This window comes from Limimaricola cinnabarinus LL-001, from assembly GCF_000466965.1.
Classification (GTDB): Bacteria; Pseudomonadota; Alphaproteobacteria; order Rhodobacterales; family Rhodobacteraceae; genus Limimaricola; species Limimaricola cinnabarinus.
The window spans coordinates 1-6,405 of record NZ_BATB01000111.1 but is presented as its reverse complement, the minus strand read 5'-3'; the positions used below and the strand labels follow the sequence as shown (position 1 = coordinate 6,405).

Sequence of the window (6,405 nt, the reverse complement as noted above, 5' to 3'; positions counted from 1 at the left end):
GACGGTGATCGCCAGCGTCAGGCAGGAATTGATCCGGCGGCCGTTCAGCAGGACCGTACAGGCGCCGCACTGGCCGTGATTGCAACCGATCTTGGTGCCGGTCATGCCGATCGTGTCGCGCAACGCCTCGACCAGCGAGGTGCGCGGCTCGACGGTGATGGTCCGCGTCTTGCCGTTGAGGGTGAAGCTCACCTTGGGTTGCGCATCGGGTGCTACGGCGGGCGCATCCTGCGTCTGGGCCTGTGCACCTGCGGCAAGACCCGCGCTGGCTGCGGCCACTCCCGAAGATCCGAGAAAGCTCCTTCGGGAGAGCCCGGGGCGAGGCGGGGTCGAGGATTTTACCATTTCGGATCTCCCATCGCTGCTGGCTGACAGGTCAGATAGCGTGCCGAAGGAAGATTTCCGGTGTTCTTTTGGAACCGGCGCGCGACTTCGCCCCTGACATGTGCTGCGGAAAGGTCCGGAAACGCCCAACCTCCCATGCAGGGCGATGCCTCAGGGCTCAAACCCATGCGGTAGAAGAAGCTCCGGCCCTCCGAAGGGGGCCGGAGCACGGGTTGCATCAGTAAGCGAACTGGGTCGCTTGTCCGGCCACCACGTACCAGCTGATGAAGAACGCGTTCACCAGAGCGCCGGGCACGTAGCTCGCGGTGCGACGGTAGCTGTAGGTGCTGATCAGCGCCGCGATCAGCAGCAGTGGCACGAACTGGAACATGACGATGGTGTTCAATGGCTCGGACGGCGTCAGAAGTTGGCCGGTCAAAAAAAGCACCGCGTATTGCAGAGCGAGGAACACCAGAAACCCGCCCATCAATGCCAGCGCGTTGAAGACGTATTCCGCCGCGGCGCTCTGGCCCGCCACCGACAGGCCGCCATGCAGCGCCCCCATCGCCAGCAGGAAATACAGGCCGAACGGGACGAGATTGACCAGCGCAATGCCAAAGCGCTCGGCCGTCAGCGGCCGCAACCCGACGAACCAGAAGCGCGGATCGGTCTTGAAGAAAAAAGTCGAGAACCAGCGCCGCGACAACGCCCACATCGAAGCCTTCAGTGCCCCGCTCCGGCAGGAGTGTCTGAACGCCTCATGGTTCCTGTCGATGGCCAACGCATCAATGAGTGAAGGATCGATTACGATGACCACCGGTCGCATTCGGCGCCGGAAAACTTCACCTCCAGCGCCTCTGCGGCTCAACTCGGATCAGCCCGAAAAGTCACATGGCGCCCGGACCAAGAACGGGTGAAGTCCCGGCTCCTCATGTACCAGAACCGAAACCGGGTCACTTGATTGGGGCAGGCCACAACCGCCTGAGCGTCCGGTGAAACGGGGGCAAGACCATGGAGCGTAGATCCGATAACTCGGTCTGGACCGAACTGGTCGCCGGATGCAGTCGTAGAGCAAGGGCGCATGGGGACACTGAATTGTATCCGGCACACCGGGCGAATGCCTCCTTGGACTGCAGGTTGTCACACGGACCTGTGCCCTATCTGGCAAGGGAATGAGCGGTGCGCCCCCGTGGGTCGGGTCTCGGACGTGATGTCGCCGCGCATACATCTTGCGACAATACAGTGCTGTTTCCTGCGCCCGGACTGCGCCATCTGAGGGGCAACCCCGGCGCGGCGCAACGCCGCGAAGACCGGGGGTGACGTTACATTCGCAAGGACGACGAGAATGAAATTCTCAAGCAAGATCGGCATCATCGCCACGATCGCCACCCTGACGGGCATGGCCGCCAGCGCGGCCTTTGCCCAGCAGCCGCCGCGCGAGATGAAGCCACTGCCGCGTGCCGAGGCGCTCAAGATGGCGGGCGAGCGGTTCGACGCCGCCGACGAGAACCACGATGGTCAGTTGAGCGCCGAAGAAGCGCGCGCGGGCCGGCCCGAAGGCCGCCCGCCTGAGGCGCAGGGTCAGGGGCAGAAAAGCAAGCAGCGCCCGGCACCCGAGCGGCAGGGCGCGTTCGGGCCCATATCGCGGGCCGATGCGCTGAAGCGCGAAGCCGAGCGGTTCGACGCCAGCGACAGGAACGGCGATGGCGTGCTCAGCGTCGAGGAACAGCGCGAGGCGCGTCCGCCGCGCAGGTAACGCGTAGCTGGGGCGAGACGCGGGTTCGCATCAAGGCCGCGCTCCCGCAAAAGGCGAAGGCCCGCTCGTGACACGAGCGGGCCTTCGGGCATTTCGGTGGCGGAGGGCTCAGCCACGCCCCTTCCACGGGACCAGCCGGCTCTCGGCCTGTCGCATCAGCATGTCGATGCCAAAGCCGATCAGGCCGATCAGGATGATGCCCATCATCACGATGTCGGTGAGCTGGAACTTCGCGGCGGCGATGATCATCATGCCGGCACCCATCTGCGCCGCGACCAGTTCGGCCGCAACGACGGTGCCCCAGCACACGCCCATCGCCACCCGTGCCCCGGTGAAGATCTCGGGCAAGGAGTTGGGCACGATCACGTGGCGCAGGATCTGCCATTTCGACGCGCCGAGCGAATAGGCGGCGTGGATCTTGGAGATCCTGACGCCGGACACCCCCGCCCGCGCCGCGATGGCCATCACCCACAATGCGGCGAGGAACAGCAGCACCACCTTGCCGGTCTCCCAGATCCCGAACCAGATGATGACGAGCGGGATCAGCGCCAGCGGCGGCACCGGGCGCATGAATTCCACGATCGGGTCGAACCAGCCGCGAAACCAGCCCGACAGGCCCATCGCGTAGCCCAGCGGAATCCCCACCAGCGCGCCCAAGCTAAAGCCGGCGAGCACCCGCAGGAGCGAGGCGCCGATATGCTCCCACAGCGAATGGTTCTGGTAGCCATTGGCCATGACCTCGATGAAGCGGCCGACCACGGCTTCAGGCGAGGGCAGCCAGATCGGCTCCATCTGCAGGCCCCTTTCGGCGGCGAAGCTCAGCGTGCCCTTGGCCGTCATCGACACGGTGCCGTCCTCGACCGGCACCGCGCCACCCGGCGCGATCCCGGTGCCGTTGACCGAGACCGCACGCGCGTCGTCCGGCAGCTGGATCAGCTTGTTGCGTCCGCTCTGGACTGCGACAGCGACATCTTCGGATGTCTCGGCCCCGGCAGGAAGCGCTCCGTCCGGGCCGACGGCGATCCGCACGCGCCCGTCGCTGAGCTGCCCGCCTTCGCTCTCGGACTGGTAGGTGAAGGAGGTCTCGCCCGCGAAGGGGCCGGGCACGTGCAGGGGCACCAGCCTGGAGCCGGTAAAGGCACCCCAGAGCAGGAAGATCACCACGATCGAGGCGATGGAGGCGAGGCGATCGGAACGGATCGCGCTTTCGTCGCCGAAGGTACGGTCTTGAGGCTGCTGAAATCGGCGCGCCGTATCCTGCCGCGCCGCAGCAGACCGGCCAGCGCGGCCGCCAGCACGAAGGCCATCACGTAAACGAGGAGGATTGCGATACCGGTCATGATGCGGGCTCCATGTGACCCATAATTTCTTCTTCCATGTTCCAGATCATCGACAGGATCTCCTCCCGCGTCGTGCCGAAATCGGGATGTTTCTTCACCTCTCTCAGGTCCATTCCGGCCCCCAGCTCGGCAAAGGGAAGGCGGTATTCCTTGTGGATGCGGCCGGGGCGCGGCGCCATGACGATCAGCCGCTCGCCCAACAAGAGCGCCTCCTCGACCGAATGGGTGATCAGCATCACGGTCTTGCCGGTCTCCTTCCACAGCTTGAGGACCAGCGCCTGCATCTTTTCGCGGGTGAGCGCGTCGAGCGCGCCCAACGGCTCGTCCATCAAGATCACGTCCGGGTCGTTGGCAAGGCAGCGGGCCAGCGCCACGCGCTGCTGCATGCCGCCCGACAGCTCGTAGATCGCCTTGTCGCGAAAATCCTTGAGCCCGACGATTTCGAGCAAGCGGTCCACCTCGGGCAGGTAGTCGGACTTGCGGCGCCCGGCCATGCGCGGCCCGAAGGAGACGTTGTCGCGCACGTTCATCCACTCGAACAGCGCGCCTTCCTGGAACACCATGCCGCGTTCGGCGTCGGGGCCGCGCACGGCGTGGCCATTGAGCGTGATCTCGCCCGAGGTGGGCGCGAGAAAGCCCGCCACGATGTTGAGAAGCGTGGTCTTGCCGCAGCCCGACGGTCCGAGGACCGACAGCAGCTCGCCCTTGGCGAGATGCAAGGACACGTCCTGCAGGGCCTGCACGTGGCTTCCATTGGGCAAGTCGAAGCGCATGGAGATGTTGTTCAGCGTCAATCCGGGCATCCGGGCATTCCCTTGTCGGTGGGCAGGGGGAGGGAGGCGCTTTCGCGCCTCCGCCGGTTCAGTTGGTGGCGATGTCCTGCAGCGGTGCCATGATGATCAGTTCGCCATAGCTGGGCAGAAGCGTGGGCACGGAGCCATGCTCGTGGAAGAAGGCCGCGGCACCGTCGATATAGCTGCCAACGCGCCCGCCCAGCCATTCGTCGGACAACAGCGCATCGACCGGGATGAAGGTGAAGTCGTCGATCACATCGCCTGCGGCGGCGTCTTCCATGCCGGCGTCTTGGGCAATGACCGGCAGCATCTCGGCCCGGTCCTCGCCCGCGTTCCACTTGGCGTTCATCTCGGCGGTGACGGCGAGGAACTCTTCGAGCAGCTCGGGTTGGGAGGTGGCGAACCCGGCCGTGGTGGTGGTCAGATCGAAGGAGAGGATGCCGACCTCCTCCTTTTCGGCGCCGGTCAGCAGCACGTTGCCGTATTCCATCATCCGCCCCAGCGCGCCGCCCCAGCCGCAGGCCATGTCGACGTCGCCGCGCGAGAAGGCGGCGGCGCCCTGGGCGGGGGCCATGTCGACGATCGACATGGTCGAGGCGTCGACCTCCAGATGTTCCATCAGCTGCAGAAAGGTGTACTGCGCCCCGGTGCCGACCGGCACGGCGACGCGCGTGCCTTCGAGCTCCGCGGCGTTCTCGGCGTCGATCTCGAGGGCGGCGGCGACGACGCAGTTCTCGTTGTCGGCATAGGAGGCGGCAATGTCGACGATGCGCAGGTCCTGACCCGCCGAGGCCGCGCCGATGAAGGGCAGCACGCCCTGGCTGATCGCGATCTGCACGTTGCCCGCGGCCATGGCGGCGGACATGGCGGTGCCTGAATCGAAGCGGACCCAGTTCACCGGCAGGCCGAGCGTCTCGTCATAGATCCCTTCGGCCTTGGCGTATTGGAACGGCATCGGCCATTCGGTGAAATAGGCGACCGTGAGCCCGTCCTGGGCCATCGCGGTGGTCCCGGCCATGAGGCCGGACAGGACGAGGATCGGCAGGCTGAAAATACGTGTCATGGGTCTCTCCGTGTTGGGTCTGGATGCGGTCGGTTGGAGGCCGCGGGGCGACGATCGGTTTGTCCGATTTCTGTCGTAGGGGTCCGGCACGGCCGCGCCGTGCCGGACGATAGAGCTCTCAGCCCATCCGCTCGCTGTAATAGGAGCCGGGGGAGGCCGGGAAGACGATGGTCTTGTCGCCGTTGAGAAAGACCCGGCGGTTGGCATGGGAATGGATCGCGCGGGCCAGGACCTCGCCTCGACATCGCGGCCGAGGCTGACATAATCTTCGGCCGATTGCGCGTGGGTGACGCGAACGATGTCCTGCTCGATGATCGGGCCCTCGTCGAGATCCGCGGTGACGTAGTGCGACGTCGCGCCGATCAGCTTCACGCCGCGCTGGAACGCCTGCTTGTAGGGGTTGGCGCCCTTGAAGCTGGGCAGGAAGGAGTGGTGGATGTTGATGATCCGGCCTGACATCGTTCGGCACATGTCATCGGACAGGATCTGCATGTAGCGCGCCAGCACGATCAGATCGGCCTCGGCCTCCTCCACCACGGCCATGATCCGTGCCTCGGCGTCGGGCTTTTTGGCCTTGGTCACCTTGATACAGTGGAACGGGATGTCGTGGTTCACCACGAGCTTCTGGTAGTCCATGTGGTTCGAGACCACCGCGGCGATGTCGATCGGCAGCGCGCCGATCTTCCAGCGATAGAGCAGGTCGTTGAGGCAATGGCCAAAGCGCGAGACCATGACGACGACCCGCATCTTGCGGGCCTCGTCGTAAAACATGTACTCCATGCCAAAGCCCTGCGCGCTTGGCAAAGCCCTGTTCGAACTCGTCGCTCGTCGCGCCGGTCTCGGATACGAAGCTTACGCGCATGAAGAAGCCGCCGGTCTCAGGGTCGTCGAATTGCGAGCTGTCGGTGATGTTGCAGCCCTGTTCGGACAGGTAGCCGGCGATAGCCGCGACGACGCCGCGGGCCGATTGGCAGGTCACGGTCAGGCAGAACTTGGACATGTGCGTCTCTCTCCGGGAATTGGGGGCCGATCGGGCGGTCAGGCGGTCAGGCCGTCTGGCTCGGGCAGGCCATGCGCACGGCAGCAGGCGGTCAGCGTGTTGGCGAGCAGGCAGGCGATGGTCATCGG

The 6,405-nt window shown here is 65.4% G+C and carries 4 protein-coding genes and 3 pseudogenes; 1 reads left to right on the top strand and 6 read right to left on the bottom strand.

Annotation, left to right across the window (positions count from 1 at the left end; all coding sequences use genetic code 11):
• Together MBELCI_RS18125 and MBELCI_RS18120 are read right to left on the bottom strand one after the other, a co-directional pair.
• Window positions 1–345, bottom strand: a 345-nt coding sequence (locus MBELCI_RS18125) for a (2Fe-2S)-binding protein (protein WP_045320492.1), incomplete at its 3' end; no start/stop codon positions are given.
• 217 nt (window positions 346–562) lie between these two features.
• Window positions 563–1,141 (bottom strand): hypothetical protein, encoded by a 579-nt coding sequence (locus tag MBELCI_RS18120; protein WP_131505602.1) that lies wholly within the window; start codon window positions 1,139–1,141, stop codon window positions 563–565.
• A 528-nt stretch (window positions 1,142–1,669) separates the two neighbouring features.
• Between MBELCI_RS18120 and MBELCI_RS19640 the strand changes: the two genes are divergently transcribed.
• Window positions 1,670–2,080 carry a CREC-EF hand family protein gene (locus MBELCI_RS19640; protein WP_021695705.1) on the top strand — a complete coding sequence of 137 codons (411 nt, stop codon included), beginning with the start codon at window positions 1,670–1,672 and terminating at the stop codon, window positions 2,078–2,080.
• Between the two features lie 108 nt (window positions 2,081–2,188).
• Here MBELCI_RS19640 and MBELCI_RS18110 read toward each other — a convergent pair.
• The 4 genes and pseudogenes from MBELCI_RS18110 to purU form a co-directional block, all read right to left on the bottom strand.
• Window positions 2,189–3,411: pseudogene (locus MBELCI_RS18110) on the bottom strand (ABC transporter permease).
• A 5-nt stretch (window positions 3,412–3,416) separates the two neighbouring features.
• On the bottom strand, window positions 3,417–4,223 hold the full coding sequence (locus MBELCI_RS18105; RefSeq protein ID WP_021695702.1) for a taurine ABC transporter ATP-binding protein: 807 nt from the start codon (window positions 4,221–4,223) through the stop codon (window positions 3,417–3,419).
• Between the two features lie 58 nt (window positions 4,224–4,281).
• A pseudogene (locus tag MBELCI_RS18100) lies at window positions 4,282–5,154 on the bottom strand (taurine ABC transporter substrate-binding protein); the annotation flags it as partial.
• Window positions 5,155–5,395: 241 nt separating this feature from the next.
• Window positions 5,396–6,277: pseudogene (gene purU, locus MBELCI_RS20220) on the bottom strand (formyltetrahydrofolate deformylase).
• Window positions 6,278–6,405 lie beyond the last annotated feature (128 nt).